Source organism: Dactylosporangium sp. NBC_01737 (assembly GCF_035963215.1).
Lineage (GTDB): Bacteria > Actinomycetota > Actinomycetes > Mycobacteriales > Micromonosporaceae > Dactylosporangium.
In genome coordinates this window covers 4226046-4247698 of record NZ_CP109153.1, presented here as the reverse complement: position 1 = coordinate 4247698, position 21653 = coordinate 4226046, and the positions used below count along the sequence as shown (strand labels likewise).

Annotated in this window: 19 protein-coding genes and 3 pseudogenes; 1 reads left to right on the top strand and 21 read right to left on the bottom strand. The window is 71.7% G+C overall.

Translation table 11 applies throughout. From position 1 onward, the window contains the following. Positions 1 to 81: 81 nt before the first annotated feature. Positions 82 to 3555: pseudogene (dnaE, locus tag OHA72_RS19235) on the bottom strand (DNA polymerase III subunit alpha); the annotation flags it as partial. A gap of 89 nt (positions 3556 to 3644) precedes the next feature. Between dnaE and OHA72_RS19230 the strand changes: the two are divergent. Further along, positions 3645 to 4991, top strand: coding sequence for a transaminase (locus tag OHA72_RS19230; protein WP_327009179.1), 1347 nt, complete (start codon positions 3645 to 3647; stop codon positions 4989 to 4991). On the opposite strand, the pseudogene OHA72_RS19225 reads toward OHA72_RS19230, so the two are convergent. From OHA72_RS19225 to OHA72_RS19135, 20 genes and pseudogenes are all read right to left on the bottom strand, one after another. Next, positions 4979 to 5770: pseudogene (locus OHA72_RS19225) on the bottom strand (MinD/ParA family ATP-binding protein); the annotation flags it as partial. The gene OHA72_RS19230 and the pseudogene OHA72_RS19225 sit on opposite strands and share 13 nt — an antisense overlap. Before the next feature lie 426 nt (positions 5771 to 6196). Continuing rightward, the gene (locus tag OHA72_RS19220; RefSeq protein ID WP_327009178.1) at positions 6197 to 6997 is read right to left on the bottom strand and encodes a hypothetical protein; all 801 of its coding nucleotides are present in this window, start codon (positions 6995 to 6997) and stop codon (positions 6197 to 6199) included. Between the two features lie 50 nt (positions 6998 to 7047). Further along, positions 7048 to 7971 (bottom strand): RluA family pseudouridine synthase, encoded by a 924-nt coding sequence (locus OHA72_RS19215; RefSeq protein WP_327009177.1) that lies wholly within the window; start codon positions 7969 to 7971, stop codon positions 7048 to 7050. Further along, the gene (gene lspA, locus OHA72_RS19210) at positions 7964 to 8446 is read right to left on the bottom strand and encodes a signal peptidase II (RefSeq protein WP_327009176.1); all 483 of its coding nucleotides are present in this window, start codon (positions 8444 to 8446) and stop codon (positions 7964 to 7966) included. The genes OHA72_RS19215 and lspA overlap by 8 nt, the downstream gene beginning before the upstream one ends. A gap of 80 nt (positions 8447 to 8526) precedes the next feature. After that, the gene (locus OHA72_RS19205) at positions 8527 to 8958 is read right to left on the bottom strand and encodes a TraR/DksA family transcriptional regulator (RefSeq protein WP_327009175.1); all 432 of its coding nucleotides are present in this window, start codon (positions 8956 to 8958) and stop codon (positions 8527 to 8529) included. Positions 8959 to 9340: 382 nt separating this feature from the next. Then, complete coding sequence (locus tag OHA72_RS19200) at positions 9341 to 10843, bottom strand: potassium/proton antiporter (protein ID WP_327009174.1); 1503 nt, start codon at positions 10841 to 10843, stop codon at positions 9341 to 9343. Continuing rightward, positions 10840 to 11133, bottom strand: a complete 294-nt coding sequence (locus OHA72_RS19195) for a DUF167 domain-containing protein (protein ID WP_327009173.1) — start codon at positions 11131 to 11133, stop codon at positions 10840 to 10842. The genes OHA72_RS19200 and OHA72_RS19195 overlap by 4 nt, the downstream gene beginning before the upstream one ends. 53 nt (positions 11134 to 11186) lie before the next feature. Further along, positions 11187 to 11561 (bottom strand): hypothetical protein, encoded by a 375-nt coding sequence (locus OHA72_RS19190; protein WP_327009172.1) that lies wholly within the window; start codon positions 11559 to 11561, stop codon positions 11187 to 11189. Then, positions 11543 to 11944 (bottom strand): hypothetical protein, encoded by a 402-nt coding sequence (locus OHA72_RS19185; protein ID WP_327011993.1) that lies wholly within the window; start codon positions 11942 to 11944, stop codon positions 11543 to 11545. The genes OHA72_RS19190 and OHA72_RS19185 overlap by 19 nt, the downstream gene beginning before the upstream one ends. Positions 11945 to 12138: 194 nt before the next feature. Further along, positions 12139 to 12927 (bottom strand): DivIVA domain-containing protein, encoded by a 789-nt coding sequence (locus OHA72_RS19180; protein WP_327009171.1) that lies wholly within the window; start codon positions 12925 to 12927, stop codon positions 12139 to 12141. 49 nt (positions 12928 to 12976) lie between these two features. Next, a complete protein-coding gene (locus OHA72_RS19175) occupies positions 12977 to 13282 on the bottom strand; it encodes a YggT family protein (RefSeq protein ID WP_327009170.1) in 306 nt (101 codons plus the stop codon). Positions 13283 to 13300: 18 nt separating this feature from the next. Continuing rightward, positions 13301 to 14059, bottom strand: a complete 759-nt coding sequence (locus OHA72_RS19170) for a cell division protein SepF (RefSeq protein WP_327011608.1) — start codon at positions 14057 to 14059, stop codon at positions 13301 to 13303. Between the two features lie 126 nt (positions 14060 to 14185). Beyond that, positions 14186 to 14887 carry a YggS family pyridoxal phosphate-dependent enzyme gene (locus tag OHA72_RS19165; RefSeq protein WP_327009169.1) on the bottom strand — a complete coding sequence of 234 codons (702 nt, stop codon included), beginning with the start codon at positions 14885 to 14887 and terminating at the stop codon, positions 14186 to 14188. 148 nt (positions 14888 to 15035) lie between these two features. Then, entirely contained in the window at positions 15036 to 16133 is a 1098-nt protein-coding gene (ftsZ, locus tag OHA72_RS19160) for a cell division protein FtsZ (protein ID WP_033356593.1), read from the bottom strand. Positions 16134 to 16359: 226 nt separating this feature from the next. After that, positions 16360 to 16860, bottom strand: coding sequence for a DinB family protein (locus tag OHA72_RS19155; protein WP_327009168.1), 501 nt, complete (start codon positions 16858 to 16860; stop codon positions 16360 to 16362). Then, on the bottom strand, positions 16857 to 17129 hold the full coding sequence (locus OHA72_RS19150) for a cell division protein FtsQ/DivIB (protein WP_327009167.1): 273 nt from the start codon (positions 17127 to 17129) through the stop codon (positions 16857 to 16859). The genes OHA72_RS19155 and OHA72_RS19150 overlap by 4 nt, the downstream gene beginning before the upstream one ends. Before the next feature lie 157 nt (positions 17130 to 17286). Further along, positions 17287 to 17403 (bottom strand): annotated as a pseudogene (locus tag OHA72_RS64700) (peptidase S33); the annotation flags it as partial. Positions 17404 to 17626: 223 nt separating this feature from the next. Continuing rightward, positions 17627 to 19072 (bottom strand): UDP-N-acetylmuramate--L-alanine ligase, encoded by a 1446-nt coding sequence (gene murC / locus OHA72_RS19145; RefSeq protein ID WP_327009166.1) that lies wholly within the window; start codon positions 19070 to 19072, stop codon positions 17627 to 17629. Then, complete coding sequence (locus OHA72_RS19140; protein ID WP_327009165.1) at positions 19069 to 20175, bottom strand: UDP-N-acetylglucosamine--N-acetylmuramyl-(pentapeptide) pyrophosphoryl-undecaprenol N-acetylglucosamine transferase; 1107 nt, start codon at positions 20173 to 20175, stop codon at positions 19069 to 19071. Before OHA72_RS19140 ends, murC begins: the two co-directional genes overlap by 4 nt. Beyond that, on the bottom strand, positions 20175 to 21617 hold the full coding sequence (locus OHA72_RS19135) for an FtsW/RodA/SpoVE family cell cycle protein (protein ID WP_327009164.1): 1443 nt from the start codon (positions 21615 to 21617) through the stop codon (positions 20175 to 20177). Before OHA72_RS19135 ends, OHA72_RS19140 begins: the two co-directional genes overlap by 1 nt. Between the last annotated feature and the right edge of the window lie 36 nt (positions 21618 to 21653).

Here is a 21653-nt window from a genome sequence, read left to right as displayed (position 1 = left end):
CGCCGGGACGCCCGCGCCGGCCGCCCCCGCCGGGTGCTCCGCGGCCGGCCCGCCCGGCGGACCGGCGGGAACGGACCGTGGCACGGCGGACGGGCCGAGCAGCGTCGTGAGCTCGGCGAGCAGCCCCGGCGAGACCGTCACGCGCGGCAGCCCGATCGCCAGGAGCGGGCGCCGCTCGCCGTCGGCCAGCTCGACCTGCACCTCGGTGTCGCCGGGATGCCGGCCGAGGACCTCCCGGAGCCGCTGCACCAGCGGCGGCGTGCACCGCTGCGGCGGCAGCGACAGGACCAGCGGCCCCACAGACCCCGGCGCCGGCACGGCATCCGGGGGCGCCGGGTCGGTGGCGGTCAGGTCGGGCACGCCCAGGTCGCTGGCCATCAGCCGGGGCGCCTCCTCGCGGCGGTCGACGCGGCCGCGGACCGCCACCACGGCGTCCTCGGCGACATACTGCCCGACCAGCTCATACGTGTTGGGGAAGAACATGACCTCGACGGCGCCGTCCAGGTCCTCCAGGGTCGCCGAGGCCCAGGGGCGGCCCTGGCGGGTGACGCGCCGCTGGACGCCGGACAGGATGCCGGCGAGCGTCACGGTCGTGCCCTCGGGGACGGTGTCCTCGTCGGCGAGGGCGGCCACGGACCGGTCGGCGGCGCGGCGCAGCGCCGTCTCCAAGCCGCGCAGCGGGTGGTCGGAGACGTAGAGGCCGAGCATCTCCCGCTCGAACGCGAGCCGCTCCGCCTTGTCCCACTCGATGGCCGGGATGGGCGGCGACGCGTCCAGCGCGGTGGCGCCGAAGAGGTCGAACTGGCCGATGGCCTCATTGCGTTTGGTGACCATGACGGCCTCGACGGCGTCGGCGTGGACAGCGAGCAGCCCGCGGCGGGTGTGGCCGAACGAGTCGAAGGCGCCGGCCTTGATGAGCGACTCGATCGTCTTCTTGTTGCACACGACCTGGTCGACCTTGGCGAGGAAGTCGGAGAAGCCGCGATACGGCCGGGCGCGCACGATCGCCGCGACGACCGCCGGCCCGACGTTGCGCACGGCGCTGAGGCCGAAGCGGATGTCGGTGCCGACGGCGGAGAAGTGACCCTGGGAGGCGTTGACGTCGGGCGGCAGGACGCGGATGCCCATGTGCCGGCACTCGGCGAGGTAGAACGCGGAGCGGTCCTTGTCGCCGCCGATCGAGGTGAGCAGGCCGCTCATGTATTCCGCGGGATAGTTGGCCTTCAGGTAGGCGGTCCAGTAGGCGACGAGGCCGTATGCCGCGCTGTGCGCCTTGTTGAACGCGTAGTCGGAGAAGGGCACCAGCAGGTCCCACAGGGTGCGGATCGCGCCGTCGGAGTAGCCGCGCTCGCGCATCCCCGCCGAGAACGGGGCGAACTCCCGGTCGAGGATCTCCTTCTTCTTCTTGCCCATGGCGCGGCGCAGCAGGTCGGCGGCGCCGAGGGAGTAGCCGGCGACCCGCTGGGCGATCGCCATGACCTGCTCCTGGTAGACGATCAGCCCGTAGGTGTCGCCGAGGATGTCCGCGAGGGGCTCGGCGAGCTCGGGATGGATCGGGGTGACCGGGCGGCGGCCGTTCTTGCGGTCGGCGTATTCGTTGTGCGCGTTGGCGCCCATCGGGCCTGGCCGGTAGAGCGCGCCGACGGCGGAGATGTCGGCGAACGTGTCGGGGGCCATGGAGCGCAGCAGGGCACGGACGGGGCCGCCGTCGAACTGGAACACGCCGATCGTGTCGCCGCGTGACAGCAGCGCATAGGTCGCCGCGTCGTCCAGCGGCACGTCCTCCACGGCGAGGTCGACGCCCCGGTTCTGCCGGATCGCCTCGAGGGCGTCGTCGAGAATGGTGAGGTTGCGCAGGCCGAGGAGGTCCATCTTGAGCAGGCCGATGTCCTCGCAGGCGCCCATGTCCCACTGGGTGATGATCGCGCCGTCCTGCTCGCGGCGCTGGATCGGCAGCACGTCCAGCAGCGGCTCGCGGGACAGGATGACGCCGGCCGCGTGCACGCCCCACTGCCGTTTGAGACCTTCGAGGCCGCGGGCGGTGTCCACGACGGTGCGGACCTCTGGCTCGCCCTCATACAGCCGGCGCAGCTCGACGGCCTCCTGATAGCGCGGGTGGGCCGGGTCGAAGGCGCCGCTGAGCGGCATGTCGCGGCCCAGCACCGGCGGCGGCACGACCTTGGTGATCCGCTCGCCGACGGAGAACGGCAGGCCGAGGACCCGCGCCGAGTCCTTGATCGCGGCCTTTGCCTTGATCGTGCCGAACGTGATGATCTGGGAGACGCGGTCGTCGCCGTAGCGCTCGGTCGCGTAGCGGATGACCTCACCGCGGCGGCGCTCGTCGAAGTCCATGTCGATGTCGGGCATGCTGACCCGCTCGGGGTTGAGGAACCGCTCGAAGAGTAGGCCGTGCTCGAGTGGGTCGAGCTGGGTGATCCCGAGGGCGTAGGCGATCAGCGCGCCGGCGGCGGACCCGCGGCCGGGACCCACACGGATCCCGGACCCGCGGGCGTGCGCGACGAGGTCGGCGACGACGAGGAAGTAGCCCGGATAGCCCATGCTGCTGATCACGGACAGCTCGTAGTCGGCCTGGCGGGCATGCTCGGCGGGCACCCCGGCCGGGAAGCGCCGGGCCAGGCCGCGCTGCACCTCGGCGCGCAACCACGAGTCCTCGGTCTCGCCGTCGGGCACGGGGAATCGCGGCATCAGGTCGCGGTGGGCGAACACCGATGCGTAGGACCCGATCCGCTCGGCAACAGCAAGGGTCGCGTCGCACGCGCCGGGGACCTCGGCGTCCCACAGGCGGCGCATCTCCTCGGCGGACTTGAGGTAGAAGTCGCGGGCGTCGAACTTGAACCGCTTCGGATCGGCGAGGGTCGTGGCGGACTGCACGCACAGCAGCGCCTCGTGCGCGTCGGCGTCCTCGGCGTGCGTGTAGTGCAGGTCGTTGGTGGCGACCGGGGTCAGCCCGAGCCGCTTGCCGAGCCGCAGCAGGTCCTTGCGGACCCGCGTCTCGATGCCCAGGCCGTGGTCCATCAGCTCCAGATACAGGTTGCCGGGGCCGAAGATGTCACGCAGGTCGGCCGCGGCGGCGCAGGCCCGCTCGAAGTCGCCGATGCGCAGCCACGTCTGCACCTCGCCCGAGGGACAGCCGGTGGTGGCGATGACCCCGCCGGCGTATTCGGCCAGCAGCTCACGATCGGCGCGGGGTTTGTAGAAATAGCCCTCGATGCTGGCACGCGACGACAGCCGGAACAGGTTGCGCAGCCCGGAGGCGTCGGTGGCGAGCATCGTCAGGTGCGTGTAGGCGCCGCCGCCGGAGACGTCGTCCTCGCCGCCACCGGCCCAGCGGACCCGGGTGCGGTCGCCCCGGTGGGTGCCCGGGGTCAGGTAGGCCTCGATGCCGAGGACGGGCTTGATCCCGGCGGCGACGGCATGCCGGTGGAAGTCGTAGGCGCCGAACATGTTGCCGTGGTCGGTCATGGCGAGCGCCGGCTGCCCGAGCCTCGCCGCCGCGGCGAACAGGGGTCCCAGCCGGGCGGCCCCGTCCAGCATCGAATATTCGGTGTGCACGTGCAGATGTACGAACGACCCCACGCCGCAGAACCTATCCCCGGGGTACGACACTTTGCGAGACTCGCAGCATGATCGACCGTGACCGTCTGGGCGCACTGCTGCGCCGCGAGCGAGCCGCCTTCGCCGACCGTAACCCCCGCTCCGCGCAGGAGTACGCGAAGGCGACCCACCTGTTCGGCCGCGTGCCGATGACCTGGATGAACAAGAACGCCGCCGGCTTCCCGCTCTACCTGGCGAAGGCCCGCGGCGCGACGCTCACGGACGTGGACGGCCACGACTACACCGACTTCTGCCTGGGCGACACGGCGGCCATGGCCGGTCACGCGTCCGAGATCGTCGCCGGAGCAGTCCAGCACCAGTTCAAGGACGGCGCCTGCGCCATGCTGCCGACCCCCGACGCCGCCTGGGTCGGCGAGGAGCTGACCAGGCGGTTCGGCGTCAGCCAGTGGAGCTTCGCGCTCACCGCCACCGACGCGAACCGGTGGGCGATCCGGCTGCTGCGGGCGGTCACCGGACGACCGAAGATCCTGTTCAACAGCTATTGCTACCACGGCTCCGTCGACGAATCACTCATCGTGGTGAAAGACGGACGGGCCGGGGAACGGGAGGGCAACGTCGGCGCCCCCTGCGACGTGACGGTGACGAGCCGGGTCGCGGAGTACAACGACCTCGAAGGCCTCGACCGGGAACTCGCGCACGGCGACGTCGCCGCGGTGGTCATGGAGCCGGCGCTGACGAACATCGGCATCGTGCTGCCCGAGCCCGGCTACCTGGAGGGCGTCCGCGAGCTCACCAGGAAGTACGGCACGTACCTGCTCAACGACGAGACGCACACGTTCTCCGCGGGCCCCGGCGGCGCCACCGCCCGCTGGGGGCTGCAGCCGGACGTCGTCACGATCGGCAAGGCGATCGGCGGCGGCATCCCCGCCGCCGCATACGGCATCTCGCAGGAGATCGCCCAGAAGCTCGACGACATGAAGGATCTGGACCTGGTCGACATGGGCGGCGTCGGCGGCACCCTGGCGGGCAACGCGCTGTCGATCGCCGCGACCAGAGCAACCCTCGAACACGTCCTCACGGGCGAAGCCTTCGCCCGGATGGAAGCCCTCGCGAGCAGGTTCGCCGAAGGCGTGCAGCGCGTCATCGACACGCACGGCCTGCCATGGTCGGTAAGCCAGCTCGGCGCCAGAGCTGAGTACCGCTTCGCGAGTCCGGCACCCCGGACCGGCACGGAAAGCGCGAACGCAGCCGACGCGGACCTGGAGGACTACCTGCACGTCTATCTGGCGAACCGGGGCATCCTGCTCACCCCGTTCCACAACATGGCCCTCATGTCACCGGCGACCACGGCGGCACAGGTCGACGAGCACACCCAGAAGTTCGGGACAGCGATCAGCGAACTTCAGCGCGCATAGGGATCCATCATCACGGCCGCCGCCCGCAGCCAGGCACGCTTGGTCGCGGGCGCCAGCATCGTGTACTCGATGTTGGAGCCGCTCTCCAGGGCCGGGTCGTAGGGGACCACGACGACGGCCCTGGTCCGGGTGCGGAAGTGCCCGGCGAGGTCGTCGATGAGCGGCGTCGGGTTGGGCGTCGGGCAGGACAGCAGCGTCACCGCGTTGGCGACGAGCTCGTCCATGCCGGCCTCGTCGAGCAGGTCGAGCATCCAGTCGGCGGTGAACGCCGCGTCCTCCCGCGGGACGCTGGTGACGACCAGCTGGTCCGCGGTCTGCAGGACCGTCTGCCAGTTGGGACTCTCCACGTTGTTGCCGGTGTCGACGCAGATCACGTCGTGGGTGCGGCGCAGCAGCTCCAGGACGCGGCGCACCGTGTGCGGGTCGAGGCGCTGCGCGAAGCGCGGGTTCTCCTCGCCGGCGAGCACGTCGTACGACCCGTCCGACGCGTGCCGCAGGTAGTCGTCGAGCTGGTCGTACAGGTCGTAGCCGGAGGCGTTCTCCACCCGGACGAGGTCGGCGATGAGGTGCCGGATCGTCCGGGCGTGCCGGGCGCTGCCGGCGCGCAGCCCGAGGGTGCCGCGCAGCTCGTTGTCGTCCCAGGCGATGACGCCCTTGCCGCGGACGCTGCCGATGGTGGCGGCGGTCAGCACGGTCGCCGTGGTCTTGTGGACCCCGCCCTTCGGGTTGGCGAACGCGAGCACCTTCGGGGTCGGGATCTCCTGGCGCAGGACCTGCACCATCTGCTCGGTCGGGTCCGCCGGGCGGGTCTGATATTCCACCTGGGGACCTCGACGAGTGTCATAAGGGTCGGCGCGACGGACCGGCGGGGCGTCGGCGAGGGGGCGCGAACCGTTGGGATGCATTGGCTCGTCATCGTAGGGCCGCGCGGGCGGATATGGGGCGCTGGGGCGCTCGAACCTTCCGTCGTAATCCAGATCACCCGGGCTTGACCGGCCCAGCAACGCCCGGTCCAGCAGCGAGCGCCAACGGGCGGGCGGCTCCGAAGACCTGTCCCACCTGGCATCGGCCCGCTCTGCCACGCTGGCCCTCCCTCACACCGCAGCGTCCACCCGTACCTCAGGCTACGGACCGAACACTATTCGGACCACACCTGCGCGCCCATCCCCTGCATCAACTGCACGACAGGCCGAAGGGATATCGCCTCAGGACGGTGCGGGCGACGCGGCCGCCGAGGAGAGCGGCCCCGCGACCTGTGCCTGCTCCGGCAGCGGCGGCAGGAACACCGTCCGGTCGAGGCGGCGCAGGTCGGTGATCGGATCGACGGCGCGGGTCTCCGGGCGGGCCGCGACGGCGCGCAGACCGGCCGGCGCGGCGTAGATCACGGCGGCGTAGACGCATGAGCAGTGCTCGCTGTACGCGGTGGCCTCCTTGTCCGCGATGATCGCCCCGTCGAGGTACACGGCCCGCACGTCCCCGGGCTGGTTGGCGGCCTTGTCCAGCAGCCGCCGGTAGTGCACGGCCTCCTCGGCCTTGCGGGCGGCGGTCGCGTCCATCGCCGCGACCACGTCCCTGGGTACCTCGTAGGCGCCGAGCCGGACCAGCTCCGTCTGGGTGCCCGGCAGCGGCACCCGGGCGAAGACGCTGGACAGCGCGACCCCGGTGAGGACCGGGGTGAGCCGGTCGGGCCCGAGGTAGGCCGTGAACGAGACCAGCGCGTAGACGGACTGTTCACCCTGCAGGGCGGCGAGCTCGTCGCCCGCGCGCTGCACGTACACCGGGATCGAGCCACCCTCGTCGACGCCGACGCGCAGCACGTCACCCAGCGAGGGGTCGCTGCGCTGGTGCCGCTGCGCACCGTGCACGACCAGGAGCGTCGCCGTGACCGCGACCACCGCGGTCACGGCGGTGAAGACGCGCAGCCGCACGGCACCCCGGAAGAGCCGGGCGAGGACGTTGCCGGCGGCGGGGAGCAGCCGCTGATCGAGCCGCTGGAAAAAGTTCATGACCTTCCGAGCGTCGCACAGGCAACTTGCACGGATCGGGCGCCCCTGTCTCAGGAGGCGAGGATCTCCAGCGCCTTGGTCAGGTCCGGCGGGTAGTCGCTGAGGAACGACACGTATTCGCCGCCGCGGGGGTGGATGAAGCCCAGCTCCCGGGCGTGCAGCCACTGCCTGCCGAGCTTCAGCCGGGCGGACAGCGTCGGGTCGGCGCCGTAGGTCACGTCGCCGACGCACGGGTGCCGCAGCGCGGAGAAGTGCACCCGGATCTGGTGGGTGCGCCCGGTCTCCAGCTTCACGTCGAGCAGGCTCGCCGACGGGAACGCCTCGATCATGTCGTAGTGGGTGACGCTCGGCCGGCCGCCGGAGACGACCGCGAACTTGTAGTCGTGGCCGGGGTGCCGGTCGATCGGCGCGTCGATCGTGCCGCGCAGCGGGTCCGGGTGGCCCTGGACGACCGCGTGGTAGCGCTTCTCGACCTCGCGCTCCTTGAACGCGCGCTTCAGGGCGCTGTATGCCATCTCGCTCTTCGCGACCACCATGAGGCCGGTGGTGCCGACGTCGAGACGGTGCACGACACCCTGGCGTTCGGCGGCGCCGCTGGTGGCGATCGTGAGCCCCATCGCGGCGAGACCGCCGATGACGGTCGGGCCGGTCCAGCCGGGGCTGGGGTGCGCGGCCACCCCGACCGGCTTGTCGACCACGACGATGTCCTCGTCGCTGTGCACGACGCGCAGGCCGTCGACCGGGGTCGCCTCGACGGCGATCTCCGACGGCGGCGCGGGCAGCGTCACCTCGAGCCAGGCACCGGCGGAGACCTTGTCCGACTTGGGGCGGACCTGCCCGTCGACGGCCACGTCCCCGGCCTCGACCAGCGCGGCGGCGACGGTCCGGCTGAAGCCGAACAGCCGCGTCAGCGCCTGGTCGAGCCGGGTGCCGTCCAGGCCGTCGGGCACCGGCAGCGATCGGGTCTCACGCATCCGGGGTGTCGTCCTTCCCCGTGACGCGCCGGCCGTCGCGGCGCCGGCCGGTGAACTCCAGCAGGATCGCGAGGGCCACACCGACGGTGAGCGCCGAGTCGGCGATGTTGAACACCGGGAAGTGCCCGGCGTGGTCGTCGAGGAAGCTGAACATGTCCACCACGTGGCCGTGGAACGGCTTCGGCGCGCGGAAGATCCGGTCGCCGAGGTTGCCGGCGGCCCCGCCGAGGACGAGGCCGAGGGCCACCGCCCACGGCAGCGACACCGTCGTGCGGACCATGACGAGGAGCCAGACGATGACCGCGGTGGCGATGATCGGGAAGACCCAGGTCAGGTCGCTGAACATGCTGAACGCGGCGCCGCTGTTCCGCGCGTAGATCACGTAGATCAGCCCGCCGAGCACTTTCATCGGCTCGCGGTGCGCGATGACGGACGTGGTCCATTCCTTCACCGCGAGGTCGATGCCGATCACCACGACCGCGACGATGCCGAAGAGCCCCCAGGCTCTGCGCCGGCTGCCGCGAGGGGTGGTCGTGGTGATGTCGTCCTGGGTGGTCAGCGTCGCTCCTCCAACTGCTTACAGGTGACGCAGAGCGTAGCGGATGGGAACGCGGCCAGCCGCTCGACCGGGATCGCGTTGCCGCACTTCTCACACCAGCCGTAGCCGCCCTCGTCGAGCCGCTCCAGGGCGCGCTCGACCTGGTTGACCCGCTCCAGGATGTTGTTGGCGAGGGTGATCTCCTGCTCGCGCTCGAACGTCTTGGTGCCGGTGTCGGCCTGGTCGTCGCCGGCGGAGTCGGTGAGCCGGTGCTGCTGGAGCTCGGCGATCTCGACCAGGGTCTGGTCGTGCTCGGCCTTGAGCTCGTCGCGCCGCTCGATCAACGCCACCCGGATCTTCTCCGTCTCCGCCGCGGTGCGCGTGCCACGGGCGGCCTTCGCGACGGCGGCTTTGGCCGCGGCGGTCTTCGTTTCGGCGGTCTTGGCCATCGTGGCTCCCTTGGCCGCACGAGCGGCGATCGTCGACGTGTTGGATGTGGTGCCTGAGCTGCCCGCGTCCTCCGCAAGCCCCCCAGTGTTGCCGCGCTTGCTCTGCGCCGACGTGGTGCTGCTCCCCCGAGCCGCCGCTTGCCGAGTGCCGCGATTCTGTGCTGTTGTCACAGTGGTCACTCGCGTCACTTCAGCGGCGTCTTCCTGCCCGGCGGTGCTCGCGGACCTGCCTTTCGGCACGCCACCCGCTCGCTCGGCCATGGCTCCCCCAGATGCAAAATGGGCGCGCGACGCGCCGTCGCGCACTCCAGTGGCTGGCAAGAATACGGAATGTACACGCGTCCGACAAACATGCCACACGCATTCCGACCAATTGGATCAGTTATTGGCGCCGATCCTCGCCATGTTCGGCAAACCAACGGGCAAGTCTTCCGCGCCTGCTTACTGCACGGAGCCTGCGCTCCGCCGCGTCACGCACCTGCTCCGTGGCCACGATCAAGAGACTGTCGCGGGTCTTCAACCGGGTCTGCGGCGCCGGAACGAACGCGCCGCCGTCGCGAAGCACCAGCGTCACGACCGCGCCGACAGGCAATCGTAGCTCGTCCACGTGCACACCGTTGAGCTTCGAGCCGGCCGGTACCTCCAATTGCAGCAGATCTGCCCCCATCTTCTCCAGCGGCGCCGACTCGACCTGCAGGTCGGTGGTCTCGCCGGGTGCGGCCACCCCGAGCCGCTTGGCGACCGGCGGCAGCGTCACGCCCTGCACCGCGGTGAACACCAGGACCAGCACGAACACGACGTTGAACAGGGTCTGCGCGCCCGGCAGCCCGGCCGACAGCGGGATGGTGGCGAGCACGACCGGCACCGCGCCGCGCAGCCCCGCCCAGGACAAAAACGCCTGGTCGCGCCAGCCGAAGCGGAACGGGGTGACGCTGACCAGCACCGACAGCGGGCGGGCGAGGAGGATCAGGACCAGCCCGACGACCATGGCCGGCACCACCGCCCTGCTGAGCTGACTGGGCGAGGCGAGCAGCCCGAGCAGCACGAACAGGCCGATCTGGGCGAGCCAGGCCAGCCCGTCGGCGAAGCCGAGCATCGCCCGCCGGTGCGGCAGATGCGCGTTGCCGAGCACCACGCCGGTGACGTAGACGGCGAGGAAGCCCGACGCGTGCGCGACCGAGCCGACCGCGTAGGCCAGGACCGTGAGCCCGACGGCCGCGAGGGGGTACAGGCCGGCGGACGGCAGCGCGGCCCGGCGCAGCGCCCACGCGCCGCCGAGCCCGACGACCAGGCCGATGACGGCACCGGCGAGCAGCTCGTACCCGACCAGCCCCAGCTGCTGCCACCACGGGCTGGTGACGCCCTCCGGCAGCGACAGCAGCAGCACCAGGATCACCACGGGGGCGTCGTTGATGCCGGACTCGGCCTCCAGGATCGCGGCGAGCCTGGGCCGCACCGGCATCCGGCGCAGCGTGGAGAACACGGCGGCGGCGTCGGTCGAGGAGAGCACCGCCCCGTACAGCAGTGCCTGCTGCCAGCCGACGCCGAGCGCGTAGTGCGTGATCACGCCGACGACGGCCACGCTGACCGCGACGCCGACCGTCGACAGCACCACGGCCGGACCCAGCACCGGCCGCAGCGTGGACCAGCGGGCCGTCAGGCCGCCCTCGGCGATGATCACCACGAGCGCGCAGATGCCGAGGGTCCGGGTGAGCTCGGCGTTCTCGAACTCGATGCCGAACCCGGCCTCGCCGATCACGACGCCGAGCAGCAGGTAGACCAGCAGGCTGGGCAGGCCGAGGCGCACGGACAGGCGCACCGCGCCCACGCAGACCAGCAGCACCGCCGCACCGATCAGCAGCGCCAGGTTGAGCTCGTGGCTCAACGCCCGGGGTCCGTCGCCGCGGGGTCCATCAGCGCGGCCACGACCTCGGCGTGCCCGTCGGGCAGGTCGACGAGCTTGTCCCGGCTGGCGGCGCCCGCCTTGAGCCGCAGCGCCGAGGGCCGCACCCGCAGCGCGGCGGCGAGCGCCTTCAGCGCCGCCTTGGTGGCCTGACCGTCGACCGGCCGGGCACCGACCGCGACGACCAGCGCGGGGCCGTAGGGGCCGGCGTAGCTACCGCCGACCGCGGTGCGCGAGGCACCAGGCTTGACGCGGATCGCGATGGTTGGCATGCCTCATTGTGAAGGTTCACCCGATCGAGGACGATAGCCCGGATCGGTGAGCATCAGCCCTGACCGGCCAGGACCACGTCGTTGGGCTCGCAGACGCTGCACGGCGTGAAGCCGAGTTCGACCGCCTCGCCGATCGGCAGCGGCTCGCTCTCCCGGCCGAGCAGGTGCACGCAGCCGCGCATGTGGTAGCGGGGACGGCCGTCGATGACCAGCACCTCGTCGGTCATCGCGGAGACGCGGGCGATGTCGGCGGGCGACGACGGCTGGATCGGCGGCTCGTCCTCCGGGTCCTCGTCGTCGTAGTCGTCGCCGTCGACGGACCAGTCGCCGCCGGCGGCCGGCGGGTACTCCTCGAACGGGGGCACCTCCGGCTGCTGCGGCGCGGCGGGCTCGCCGCGCACCGGCGCCGTCATCGCGGTCTCGTCCACCGGCGGCAGGTTGGCGTCCGACCGGGCGCTGCCGCCCAGGCGGGTCGCGCCGCCGGCCGCGGCGCCGCCGCGGCCGTAGGTGGTCCCGCCGGTGGAGCGGGCGCCGGCGCCGACCGGCTGGCGGGTCTCGCGCCCACGCCGCCGTCGCCGTCCAGGCGGGACTCGAACGGGTCGTAGCGCTCGTCCGAGGGCACCTGCCGGCCGATGCGACCGGCGCGGGACGAGCGGGCGGCGGCGGCCTGGCGCCCGCCGACGATGAGCGCGACCGCCGCGAGGAGGCTCGCCCCGATGGACGCCACCAGCAGGGCGTCGGCGCCTTGCAGCAGGCCCACCACGAGCAGGCCCACGGCCACGACGATCAGCAGCAGACTTCCGACGATCACGGCCTACCCCTCCGCAAGCTGAACCCGGCACATGCACACACATACCCGGGCGAGTGTCTCTCGCCCGTACAACGAACGAGACCCCGGATAGCGACCGGCGCCCCAGCCGAATTTCGGCTGGGGCGCCGCGTGTCGCATTGACCGGCGTGTCGGATCAGTGCTCTGTGCTGGTCACCGTGCTGGGTGGGACGGGACTACCGTCCCGCGCCCTCGTAGCCACCGGCGAGCCCGGCGGTGGCGAGGCCGGCGCCGCCGGCGGCGGCACGGGTCGCACCCTCGTTGCGGGCGGCCATCTCGGCCTCGAGGCTCTGCTCGCGGCCGGTCAGGTCGCGCAGCTGGCTCTCCAGGTAGGCCTTCAGGCGGGTCCGGTATTCCCGCTCGAACTGCTTGAGCTCCTCGATGTGCTTCTGCAGCGCGGTGCGCTTGGCGTCGAGGCCGCCCATCGCCTCCTGGTGGCGCTGGCGGGCGTCACGCTCGAGCGCGTCGGCCTTCGCCCGCGCGTCGCGGGTGACTTCCTCGGCCTTGGTGCGGGCCTCGGACAGCAGCTTGTCGGCCTCGCGGCGGGCGTCGGACACGTGGTCGTCGGCGGTGCGCTGGGCCATCATCAGCACGCGCAGCGCCTGCTGCTCGCCGTCGCCGCCGGTCGGCCCGCCCTGCGAGCGGATCTGGTCGAGCTCCTGCTGCATGCCGCGGGCGGCCTGCTCGGCGGACTGCTTCTCCCGCTGGACGCGCTCGAACTGCGTCTTGAGGTCGGCGAGCTCCGAGGCAAGGCGCGGGTCACCGCCGCCGGGACCGGCGGGGGCACGACCGCCACCGCCGCGCTCGAGCTGCGCGCGCAGCTCGTTGTTCTCCTCGATCAGCCGGGCGAGCTCGCGCTCCACCTCGTCGAGGAAGGCGTCGACCTCCTCCTCGTCGTAGCCCCGTTTACCGATGGGGGGCTTCTTGAAGGCGACGTTGTGGACGTCGGCCGGGGTCAGCGGCATCGAAACTCCTCGGGTCAGTTGCGGCCGCGTGGCCGCCGATCGGGGCGGGTCACGAGAACACCTCGATCAGTTGCCTTACCACGACGTTCATCAGCACGAACAGGATAACCAGCAGCACAAGCGAAGACAGGTCCACGGCCACGGTACCAATACGCAGCGGACGGATCACCCGCCTCAACGCTTTGAGCGGCGGATCGGTGACGCTCCACACCACTTCAAGGGCGGCCGCGGCTCCCCGGCCCGGTTGCCAGCGGCGGCCGAACTGCATCACGTAGCCCATGACAAAGCGCGTGAGGAGCACCACCAAGAACAGGTAGAGCAGCAGATACACGATCTGCAGGGTGATGGACACCACGGCCGTTGAGTCCTCGCATCAGCTCTGGTTGAAGAACCCGCCCTCGGCGATCTTAGCTTTGTCCTCAGCGGTGACCTGGACATTTGCCGGAGAGAGCAGGAAGACTCGGTTGGTCACCCGCTCGAAGTTACCACGCAGGCCGAATACGAGTCCTGCCGCAAAGTCGACCAGTCGCTTCGCGTCCGACTCGTCCATCTCGGTGAGATTCATGATCACCGGGTGGCCGTCGCGGAAGTGCTCGCCGATGGTGCGGGCCTCGTTGTACGTGGTCGGGTGCAGCGTGGTGATCGCGTAGCGACGGTCCTCGGCGTCTTCCTCGACCACCGGCCGCTCCCTCGTCGACGGCTGCGGCGCAATGGCCAGATTGTCTCGTGTCGGGTAGCTGACGGTCGTGGGCCGGGTGATCGAGCGCACGGTGCTGCGGCTCGCGGTCGCGTCGCGCTCGGCGGCCGAGAGCCGCTCGGACGCCGTCATCCGCTCCGTGGCCGCGAGGCGCTCGGAGGCGGTGAGCCGCTCCGACGTGGACAGCCGCTCGGACCCGCTCAGCCGGTCGGACCCGCTCAGCCTGTCGGACAGCCGGTCGGACGCCGACAGCCGGTCCGACACGGAGAGGCGCTCGGACATCGTGCGGGCACGCGGCGCCGGCACCTCGTCGACGTCGTCCTCGTCGTCGGCGAAGTCGTCACCGTAACCCCGGTAGTGACGGTCGTCGTAACCCCGTTCGTCTTCGTCCTCGACGAGTCCGAGCCATACGCCCGCCCTGCGCAGAGCACCCATGCGCGCTCCTCCGTCCACCGCCATGCGGCACTTCCCCCCGTTGTCGGTGCCACCGATCACCTGGTGCGACACCGACCCGCCGGCGCAGAACCACACCCGTGTAGTTTTTCCGTTCCCGCGGTCAGGCTACCCCAGTGGGGGTCGATTTCCGAGCAATGCGCTACCGACACGGACATGTGTCGAGCCGTGCGAAATCGCCGATTCGAGGTCGTCGCTCATGCCCGCGGAAATCCAGTCCGCGCCGGGAAAGGCGATCCGCAGCCGTGCGGATAGGTCGGCGAGTCGCGCGAATGCGGCGTCCGGTTCCCACCCGAGCGGCGCGACCGCCATCACACCTTTGAGTGCCAGAACGGGGCTCGCCGCGATTGATTCGGCCATTTGTTCGATAAGGCCGGTGACCACGCCGCCGCGATGCTCGTCGTCGTCGAGGCTCACCTGGACGAGCGCGCCGAGCGGGGTGTCGCGCTCCGCCTTGACCGCGGCGTCCACGAGCGCGTCGACGAGCCGCAGGCTGTCCACGGAGTGCACGACGGAGGCGTACCGCACGACCGAGCGGGCCTTGTTGCGCTGCAGCTGCCCGATGAAGTGCCAGCGCAGGCCGCCCGGCGCGGCGGCGGCCTTCGGCGCGGCCTCCTGGTCGCGGTTCTCCCCCACGTCCAGGACCCCCAGGGACGCCAGGCGGGCCACATCCTGCGCGGGGTAGGTCTTGGTGACCGCGACCAGGGTCACCTCGGCAGGGTCCCTGGACGCGGCCTTGCAGGCCGCCGCGATGCGTGCCCGCACCGCGGCCAGGTTGCGCCCGATCTCCTCGGTCCGCGCGTCGTTCACTGAGGTCTCCCGCCGCCGAAAGATCTAGTGCGGCGCGCAGCGTCGCATGGGGGGTGTGGGGAGGCGCAGCCCCCCACGAAACCGCAGGCGAAGCCCACGGAGCCAGGAACAGAAACCGGGTGGGTCCCGGGGGACCCACCCAAGTCTTTCAGGCGCCGTTCTTCAGGAAGTCCGGCACGTCGACGTCGTCGAACAGCACCCGCCGGGGCGGCGGCGGTGCCTGGCGCTCGACCGGCGCCGGCTCCTTGGGCTGGTGGTGCGAGCGCGGCGGGCGGGCCTCCACCGGCCGGTAGGCCGGCGCGCCGCCGTCGAACCCGGCCGCGATCACCGTGACGCGGACCTCGTCGCCGAGCGCGTCGTCGATGACCGCGCCGAAGATGATGTTGGCGTCGGGGTGTGCCGCGTCGGTGACCAGCTGCGCCGCGTCGTTGATCTCGAACAGGCCCAGGTCGGAGCCGCCGGCGATGGACAGCAGCACCCCGCGCGCGCCGTCCATGCTCTGCTCCAGCAGCGGGCTGGAGATCGCCGACTCGGCCGCTTCCACGGCGCGGTTGTCCCCGCGCGCGCTGCCGATGCCCATGAGGGCGCTCCCGGCACCGCTCATGACGCTCTTCACGTCGGCGAAGTCGAGGTTGATCAGGCCGGGCGTGGTGATCAGGTCGGTGATGCCCTGGACACCGGACAGCAGCACCTGGTCGGCCTGCCGGAAGGCGTCCATCATCGAGATGCCCCGGTCGCCGAGCGCCAGGAGCCGGTCGTTGGGGATGACGATGAGCGTGTCGCACTGGTTGCGCAGCTCCTCGATCCCCGCCTCGGCCTGGACCTGCCGGCGCTTGCCCTCGAAGGAGAACGGCCGGGTGACCACGCCGATCGTCAGCGCGCCGAGCTTGCGCGCGATGTTCGCCACCACCGGCGCGCCGCCGGTGCCCGTGCCGCCGCCCTCACCGCAGGTGACGAAGACCATGTCGGCGCCCTTGAGCACCTCTTCGATCTCGTCGCGGTGGTCCTCGGCGGCGTTCTTGCCCACGTCGGGGTTGGCGCCCGCGCCGAGCCCGCGGGTCAGTTCCCGGCCGACGTCGAGCTTGACGTCGGCGTCGCTCATCAGCAGGGCCTGGGCGTCGGTGTTGATCGCAATGAACTCGACGCCCTTGAGGCCAACCTCGATCATGCGATTGACGGCGTTGACCCCGCCGCCGCCGATGCCGACGACCTTGATGACCGCGAGATAGTTGTGCGGATGTGTCATCGGACTGCCTTTCCTTTCGAGGTTGGCGAGCGCCGATCCTTCCCGGAGCCGTCGAACTGGTGAAGCCCGACCCCGCGACGGGCGGCGTCCGCCATGCAGACGCACTGGATGCGGGTCCCGCAAACCCTCACCCTTTACTAGAGGCTTATAGTTATGTCAACTAATGCCTTATCGCAAGGTAAGGGCCCGACTGTCGTGATCCAAGGACCGCCGCCCGGCGTGTCGGCTATTCGCCCACGATGCCGTCGACCAATTCCCTAACGGCGTCGAGGTGTCCGTTGTGACGGGCGGTCTCCTCGATCATGTGCAGCAGCACCCAGCGGACCGTGACGACGGCGCCGTGGCGCCGCACGGCGCACGCCGCGCCGAGATCCACACCGTCCATCAGGGCCCGCGACACGTCGCACTGCCGGCGGTACCGCAGCAGGGTCCCGGCGAGCGTCGCGCCCGGCGGGCGGCGCCAGTCCGCGTCCGGGTCCTCGTCCGTCCAGGGGACCGGCACCTCGAGCCCGGCGAGGACCCGCTCGAACCAGTACGACTCGACCGCCGTGAGATGCGACACCAGGCCGGCCGCGCTGGTCAGCGACGGCGGCGGCAGCGGGGTGCGCCAGGCGTCGGCCTCGGCCAGCCCGGCGCACTTGACGTGGACCGTCTCGCGGTGCCAGTCGAGCCAGCCGAGCACCAGGCTCCGTTCGTCGCCGGTGAACGGCACGTCGTCCCGGCTCATCGCTCCAGCACCACCCCGGGCGCGCTCACGTCGAGGGTCTTGCCCGGCTCGATCTTCGTGAACTGCAGCACCCGGATCTTCGCCTCGTTCTCGGTCGCGTCGCCCCAGATCACGGTGCGGCCGCCGGTGAGCTCCAGGCGGATCCGGGTCGGCGCGCCGGCGACCAGCGCGACGAGCGGCTCGCGCAGCCAGTCCGGCAGCGCCGCCAGGACGTTCAGCGCGGCCTTCGTCGCGGCGTCGCCGGGCCCGGGGTTGCCGATGCGCAGCACCGGCAGGCCGGGCGGCCGACCCGACCGGCAGGTACGCCACGCCGGCCGCGTCGAGCAGGGTGAAGCCGAGCGCCCGCGGTACCACGGCGATCGCGGTCCGCTCCCGCACGGCGAGCACGAGCGTGCGCGGGTAGTCCTTCGACGCGGCCACGGACAGCACCGGCTTGAGCTCGCGGACGCGCCGCTCGACGGCGGACAGGTCGAGCCGCGCGAGGGGCGTGCCGGTGCCGACCCGCGCCGCGTCCCGGACGTCCTGGGCCGTCAGCGCCGACACGCCGGTCACCCGGATCCCGTGGACCCCGAGGACCGGCGTGGCGTAGACGACGGCGACGACCCCGCCGAGCAGCGCGAGCACGCCCAGCCCGACCAGCCACGACAGCACCGCGCGCAGGCGGTGCCGCCGGGCCCGCTGCGCGAACCGCCGCTGGGAGGAGCCGGCGGGCGCGGTGCGAGGTGCCAGGACGAGCCGCCAGCCGCGCGTGGACGTCAAGGGCGTCTCAGTCTCCTTCGGGCCGGTTGTGCCTGCCGACGTAGCCGGCGCCGGCGTCCTTGAGCGCCGCCAGGAGCTCGTCGCCCATCAGGGAGATCGGCGGCGCGCCCATCGTGACGACGACGTCGCCCTCCCGGACCCGGGCGACGACCTCACGGGGCACGTCCTCCCACGACGGCACGAACACCTTGCGGTCCTCGGGCAGGTCGACGGCGGCGGTCAGCGCGACCCCGCCCTCCCCCGGCTCCCGGACCTCGCCCGGGCCGAAGACCTCCATGACGATCGCCTCGTCGCCCAGGGACAGCGCGGCGGCGATCTCGGTCTGGAAGTCGCGGGTGCGGTACATCCGGTACGGCTGGAACACCACGATCAGCCTGCCGCCCGCGGCGACCTCGCGCAGCGTGTGCATCGCCGCGGCGATCGGGACCGGGTGGTACGCGTACTCGTCGTAGATCCGCACGCCGGCCTCGGCGCCCTTGAACTCGAAGCGCCGCCGCACCCCGGGGAACGTGGACAGCGCCTCGATCGCCGACTCCGCGGAGATGCCCAGCCGCAGCGCGGTGAGCAGCGCCCCGGCCGAGTTGAGGCCGAGGTGCGCGCCGGGCACGGGCAGGTACACCTCGCCGAGCGGCACCCCGTTGTGGTGCGCCACGTAGCGCACGCCCTGCGCCGAGGAGCGCACCTCGGACAGGCGCAGGTCGGCGTCGGGGGCCGTGCCGTAGGTGACCACGTCGCCGCCGGCGGCGCGGACCCGCACCGTCATCAGCTGGGCGCCGGGGTCGTCGGCGCAGGTCACCACGAACCCGCCGGGCTCGGTGCGGGCGCAGAACTCGACGAACGCGTCCTCGAGGCCCTGCAGGTCGCCGTAGGTGTTGAGGTGATCGGCGTCGATGTTGGTGACGACCGCGACGTGCGGGTTGTAGAGCAGGAACGACCGGTCGCTCTCGTCGGCCTCCGCCACGAACAGCTCGCCGCTGCCGTGGTGGGCGTTGGAGCCGACCTCGGAGATCTCGCCGCCGATCACGAACGACGGGTCCAGCCCGGCGTGCTGGAGCATCAGCGTGATCATCGACGTGGTCGTCGTCTTGCCGTGGGTACCGGCGACCGCGACCGCCCGCCGCCCGACCATGGTGGCGGCGAGCGCCTCGGAGCGGTGCATCAGCCGCAGCCCCCGCTCGCGGGCGGTGGCCAGCTCGATGTGGTCCTGCGGGATGGCGGTGGAGTAGACGACCGTGTCGACCCCGTCGAGGTTGGACGCCAGGTGGGTGCGGAAGATGGTGCCGCCGAGCGCCTTGAGCGCCGCCAGCTGCGGCCACTCGCGCAGCTCGCTGCCGGAGGTGGGGATTCCCCGGGTGAGCAGGAGCCGGGCGAGCCCGCTCATGCCGACCCCGCCGACCCCGACCAGGTGCACCGTGCCGAGGTCCTCGGCCGTCAGTGCGGGTGCCTCAGTCATGCTCCGACCACCTTCAGCAGATACCGGCGCAGTGCCTCGTCGCCGTCGCGGCGGCCGTACCCCGCCGCGGCGCGGCTCATGCCGGCCAGTCTCGCGCCGTCGCGGACCAGCGGGACGACGGTGTCGGTGACCCACTGCGGGGACAGGTCGCCGTCCTCGACGATGAGGCCGCCACCGGCCTCCACGACCGGCAGCGCGTTGCGGCGCTGCTCGCCGTTGCCCCAGGGCAGCGGCACGTAGATCGCCGGCATGCCGACCGCGGCCGTCTCGGCGCAGGTCATCGCGCCGCCCCGGCACAGCGCCAGGTCGCCCGCGGCGTAGCCGAGCTCCATCTCCGACAGGAACTTGATCTTCACGTAGGGCGCGGGCAGCCCGCTGGGCACCTCGACGTCGTCGTTGCGGGCGCCGATGATGTGCAGCACCTGCACCCCGGAGCCGGTGATCTGCTTCGCCGCGCCGGACACCGCGAGGTTGATCGAGCGGGCGCCGGCCGACGCGCCGAACACGAACAGCGTCGGCAGGTGCGGGTCCAGGCCGAAGTGGGCGCGGGCCCGCTCCCGCAGCGCGGCCCGGTCGAGGGTGGCGATGCTCTGCCGCAGCGGCACCCCGACGACCTCGGCGTGCGCCACGGACGGGATCTGCTGCGCCTGGTGGGGGAAGCCGAGCACGATGTGCTTGGTGAAGCGCATGCCCATCTTGTTGGCCACGCCGACGGGGACGTTGACCTCGTGGATGATCGTCGGCGTCTTGCGCCGCCACGCGGCGATGTACGCCGGGACGGAGACGTAACCGCCGAAGCCGACCACCGCGTCCGCCTCGACCTCGTCGAGGATCTCGCGGGTCGCCTTCGCGGACTTGTACATCCGGTCCGGGGTGCGGACCAGATTCATGTTCACCGAGCGGGGCAGCTGGAAGGCGGGGACGTGGCGCAGGTCATAGCCGCGCTGCGGGATGATCTCGCCCTCCATCCCGCGCTCCGAACCGATACAGGTGATCCGCAGGCCGGGATCGTGCCGGCGGAGGCAGTCGGCGAAGGCGAGCAGCGGGTAGATGTGCCCGCCGGTGCCTCCGCCGGCCAGCACCACGGAGCGCAGCGCTGCCATCAGGAGCTCCTTCCGCGGGTCCGCCCGGGGCTGCTGCCGTCAGGCACCAGGGGACGACCCGTCGCGCGTGTCGAGGGGACGTCACCGTCGCTCTCCGAGCGTGCGCGCGGCAGCGGCGGCAACGGCGCCCAGAGTAGTCGCACCCACTTTCGCGGCGGACGGGCGTGCATGGCTCTGGCGCAGTCGGGCTCGGCGCGGGCCGCGGAGCTGAGCATCCCGGCCGCGCCGAGGGCCACGACCAGGGCGCTGCCGCCGTCGGAGATGAACGGCAGGGGCAGGCCGGTGATCGGCATGAGGCCGACGACGCCGCCGATGTTGATGATCGCCTGCCCGACGAACCAGATGGTGATCGCCGCGGCGACGAGCCGGCGGAACGGGTCCTCGACCCGGCGGGCGATGCGCAGCCCGGTGTAGGTGAGCATGCCGAAGAGCATCAGCACGACCACGCAGCCGACCACGCCGAGCTCCTCGGCGACGATGGCGAAGATGAAGTCGTTGTGCGCGTTGGGCAGCCGGCCCCATTTGAGGTGGCCCTCGCCGAGCCCGACGCCGAACCAGCCGCCGTTGCCGATCGCCCACAGCCCCCGCAGGTACTGGTAGCGCCCGGCGGTCGCGTCGGCGTCGATGGACGGGTCGAAGAAGACCTTGATGCGGGCCAGCCGGTAGTCCTTCTCGGCCGGCAGGAGGATCAGTGCCAGCACGCCGGCGACCACCAGGCCGCCGAGCCAGCCGAAGACCGGCAGCCTGGCCCCGGCCGCCCACAGCAGCCCGGTGAACAGCACCACCAGGCAGATCATCGAGCCGAGGTCGTTGTAGCCGACGAGCAGCAGCAGCACGACGGTGACCGGCAGCAGCGGCATGAACAGCTCACGCCACGACAGGATCGTGCGTCCCTTGCGCACCAGCAGGTCGGCGCCCCAGACGACGAGGGCGACCTTCGCCAGCTCGGCCGGCTGGATCTGCACGCCGCCGAGGTGCAGCCACAGGTCCTCGGCCCAGATCGGCCCGAGGTGGATCGCCTTCACCTCCTGCCCCGGCGGGGTGCGGCTGGCCGACAGCCAGCCCATCAGGTCGACGAAGCTCATGAGCACGAACACGGCGATGAGCAGCGGCGCGGCGACGGCCCGGAACGTGCGCACCGGCAGCCGCTGGCAGACCCAGAACGCGATGAGGCCGACGACGGCGAAGATCGTCTGCTTGAGCACCGAGCCGAACGGGCTGCCGGTCGTGGCGTAGTTGTCGACGCCGGTCACCGAGAACACCATGACCAGGCCGATGAAGACCAGCAGCCCGACGCTGGACAGCAGCAGGTAGTAGGAGGCGAGGGGCCGGTCGAGCAGCCCCCGCAGCGCGTCGAACCAGCCGAGGATGCCGCTGCCCGGCGGTGCCGGCGCCGATGGTGCGGATGGTGCCGCCGCGTCCCGCTCCGCATCGCCCCGCATGGGGACCATCATGCAGCCGGGACCCCCGCGGTCGGC

What these genes read in the sequence shown, in the direction of transcription:
- OHA72_RS19180 (WP_327009171.1), bottom strand. Translation starts at nt 12,927, where the DNA reads ATGCCGCTGACCCCGGCCGACGTCCACAACGTCGCCTTCAAGAAGCCC.
- OHA72_RS19230 (WP_327009179.1), top strand. Translation starts at nt 3,645, where the DNA reads ATGATCGACCGTGACCGTCTGGGCGCACTGCTGCGCCGCGAGCGAGCC.
- OHA72_RS19220 (WP_327009178.1), bottom strand. Translation starts at nt 6,997, where the DNA reads ATGAACTTTTTCCAGCGGCTCGATCAGCGGCTGCTCCCCGCCGCCGGC.
- OHA72_RS19215 (WP_327009177.1), bottom strand. Translation starts at nt 7,971, where the DNA reads ATGCGTGAGACCCGATCGCTGCCGGTGCCCGACGGCCTGGACGGCACC.
- OHA72_RS19140 (WP_327009165.1), bottom strand. Translation starts at nt 20,175, where the DNA reads ATGGCAGCGCTGCGCTCCGTGGTGCTGGCCGGCGGAGGCACCGGCGGG.
- OHA72_RS19155 (WP_327009168.1), bottom strand. Translation starts at nt 16,860, where the DNA reads ATGAGCCGGGACGACGTGCCGTTCACCGGCGACGAACGGAGCCTGGTG.
- OHA72_RS19135 (WP_327009164.1), bottom strand. Translation starts at nt 21,617, where the DNA reads ATGCGGGGCGATGCGGAGCGGGACGCGGCGGCACCATCCGCACCATCG.
- murC (WP_327009166.1), bottom strand. Translation starts at nt 19,072, where the DNA reads ATGACTGAGGCACCCGCACTGACGGCCGAGGACCTCGGCACGGTGCAC.
- OHA72_RS19170 (WP_327011608.1), bottom strand. Translation starts at nt 14,059, where the DNA reads ATGGGTGCTCTGCGCAGGGCGGGCGTATGGCTCGGACTCGTCGAGGAC.
- ftsZ (WP_033356593.1), bottom strand. Translation starts at nt 16,133, where the DNA reads ATGACACATCCGCACAACTATCTCGCGGTCATCAAGGTCGTCGGCATC.
- OHA72_RS19205 (WP_327009175.1), bottom strand. Translation starts at nt 8,958, where the DNA reads ATGGCCAAGACCGCCGAAACGAAGACCGCCGCGGCCAAAGCCGCCGTC.
- OHA72_RS19195 (WP_327009173.1), bottom strand. Translation starts at nt 11,133, where the DNA reads ATGCCAACCATCGCGATCCGCGTCAAGCCTGGTGCCTCGCGCACCGCG.